The organism is Methylobacterium sp. CCH5-D2, assembly GCF_001556475.1.
GTDB lineage: Bacteria > Pseudomonadota > Alphaproteobacteria > Rhizobiales > Beijerinckiaceae > Methylobacterium > Methylobacterium hispanicum.
Map to the genome: position 1 here is coordinate 1 of NZ_LSIX01000227.1, position 2,811 is coordinate 2,811.

At 76.1% G+C, this 2,811-nt stretch carries 1 protein-coding gene and 1 pseudogene; one reads left to right on the forward strand and one right to left on the reverse strand.

Annotated elements, in window-relative coordinates:
• Positions 1–1,644, forward strand: a pseudogene (locus tag AX737_RS34135) (ABC transporter ATP-binding protein); the annotation flags it as partial.
• Between the two features lie 49 nt (positions 1,645–1,693).
• On the opposite strand, the gene AX737_RS06010 reads toward AX737_RS34135, so the two are convergent.
• Positions 1,694–2,811, reverse strand: a 1,118-nt coding sequence (locus tag AX737_RS06010; protein WP_245293402.1) for an OmpA family protein, incomplete at its 5' end; no start/stop codon positions are given.

Genomic DNA, 2,811 nt, shown 5'->3' on the forward strand with positions numbered 1-2,811 from the left:
CCGCCCGCGCAACCCGTCGATCCGGCCGCGCTCGCGGCCGCCGTGGGCGGCTTCGCGCTCGCCGCCGTGCTGCTCGCCGCCGCCCTCGACCTCTGGGCCCTGCGCGACGCCCTCGTGCCGGCCTTCCGCGACATCGCCCGCTCGGTCGCCTCCCTGCGCACGCGGTCCGGGATCCGGCCGGCGGCCGAGCGGCCGCCGCTGCCCGGCTCCGGCCCGCTCGTGGCCCAGGGCGTCGGCGCCTTCGACGCGGCGACCGGCGAGCGCCTCGCGGGCGTGGACGTCGCGCTCGCGATGCCCGGCCACGTGGCGATCGCGGGCGGGCGCGGCGGCGGCGCCCGCGTGCTCGCGGCAGTTCTCGCGGGCCAGGTCGAGCCGAGCGCGGGCGCCGTCACCTTCGCGGGCCAGGACCTGCGCGCCTTCGACCCGGGCGAGCGGGCGCGCCGCATCGCCTACGCCTCGGGCGAGGCGATCCTGGTCGAGGGATCGCTCCGCCAGAACCTGCTCTACGGCGCGGAGCGGGCGCCGGACGCCGCCGGCTTCGCGGAGATCCTCGGGCTCACCGGGCTCGACGCCTTCGTGTACGCCCGCGGGCTGACCGGGCGGGTGGATTCCGCCGCCGACCCGGAGCTCGCCAGCGCCGTGGTGGCGGCGCGGGCGAGCGTGCGCGCGCGGCTGCGGGCCGAGCAGGCCGAGCGCCTCGTCGAGCCCTTCGACCCGGCGCTCTACAACCATCAGGCGGATCTGGCCGAGAACATCCTGTTCGGCGAGGCCGTCGGCCCCGCCTTCGCCCCGGCGCGGCTGGCGCGCCAGCCCTACCTGCGGGCGGTGCTGGAGGCGGAGGGGCTGACCCGCCCGCTCACCGAGATCGGGCTCGCGGTCGCCCGCAACTCGGTCGAGATCTTCGCCGACCTGCCGGCCGACCACCCGCTCTTCGACGCCTTCTCGCTCTTCCCGGCGGCCGAGCGCGGCTTCTTCGAGGATCTGGTCGCCCGCCAGACCGACGCCATCCTGCGCCGCGGCCCCGCGGGGCACCGCGACCGCGAGGCGCTGATCGGCCTGGCGCTGCGCTACAACGAGACCCGCCACCGCTTCGGCCTGATCGACGCGGCGCTGGAAGCGCGCATCGTGGGCGCGCGCCACGCCTTCGCGCGGATGCTGCCCGCCCCCTTGCGCGGCGCGGTGGAGTTCCACGACCCCGCCCGGGTCAACCCGGCCGCGAGCCTGGAGGAGAACCTGCTGTTCGGCCGGATCAGCTACGGCGAGGCCGGCGCCGAGCGGCGGGTGCGCGCGCTCGTGCGCCGCGTCCTGGCGGAGGAGGGCCTGGAGGACGCGGTCTACCGGCTCGGCCTGGACAGCCGGATCGACCCCGCCGCGACGGGCGCCCTGGCCGAGGGTGCGCCGGGCCCGCGCGAGCGCGTCGCCATCGATCTCGCCCGCTGCCTCGTCCGGGAGCCGGACATCCTCGTGGTGGCGATCCTGCTGGAGGAGCGCGCACCCGCCAACTTCGAGGAGCGCCTCGCCCACCTGCGGGCGGCGCGCGCCGGCCGCGGCCTCATCGTCTGCCTGCCCGAGGCCGCCGACCCGGCGGCGCTACCGCCCTTCGACGCGGTGGTCCGGGTGGCGGGGAACACGGTGGCGGCGTAGGGCGCGCGTCTCCCCTCCCCCCTCTGCGGGGGGAGGGAGAGCGCGGGTTCTACCGCGGCGGCTGGCCGCCCTGCCCCTGCCCTTGCCCCTGAGCCTGCCCCTGCTGGATCAGCGGCGTGATCCGCCGCACGGTCACCCGGCGGTTCTCGCGGGAGGCGTTCTGGGTGTTCACCTTGAGGTACTGCTCGCCGTAGCCCTGGGTCGTCAGGTTCTCGGGCGGCACCTGGAACTGCTGGGTCAGCACGGTGGCGACCGACTGCGCCCGGCGGTCCGAGAGCGAGAGGTTGTCCACGTCCGAGCCCACCGCGTCGGTGTAGCCCTCGATCAGGAACACCTCCTGGGGGTTGGCCCGGATCGCTTGGTTGATCGCCGCCGCGATGGTCGAGAGCCGCGCCGCCTGGTCCGGGGTCACCGTGAAGGAGCCGGTGTCGAAGGTGATGGTGTCGATGTCGACGCTGCGCATCCGGGCGCGCAGCTGCGGGCTGTAGCGCACCTGATCGAGCGTGTAGCGCCGCTCCACCGGCACCACCGGCGGGGCCGAGAGCGCCTCGTAGACGGTGCGCTCGTCGGCGCCGTCGTAATCCACCACGTAGCGGTCGCGCGGGATGCGGATGTCGGGCGGCGGCAGATCGACCACGTCCTCGTAGATCGGGCGGCGCGGCCCGAAGCCGTTGTCGATGATCACCACCTCGCGCCCGTCGCGGAAGCGGCGGGTGCGGCGCAGCAGCCGGCCGTCGTCGTCCACGATCGTGACGATCTGCTCGCCGCCCGGCCGGTCGAGGAAGGTGTAGGTCTCCTGGCCCCGCCGCTCGCTGCGGAAGCCGCGGCGGTCGAGATCGCGGAAACGCTCGTTCTCGTCGTGGCGGATGAAGTAGCCGTCGCGGTCGCGCACGATGATCCGGCCGGGCTCGCGGATGTAGGTGCGCCCGTCCTCGTTGAACTCGCGCCGGTCCCGGCGGACGCGCTCGTAGTCGCGCACGTCCTCGTCGTCCTCCCGGAACCCGCCCGGGATGTAGCCGGGGCGGCCCGGCACGTTGAAGCCCCGCCGGTCGCCGTCGCGGCGGTCATCGTAGCCGCGACGGTCGTCGGCGCGGCCGGGCGGCAGGTCGCCGCGCCCGTCCCGGTCGGCCCCGGGGGGCTGGACCGGACGGCCCGGGATGCCGGGCG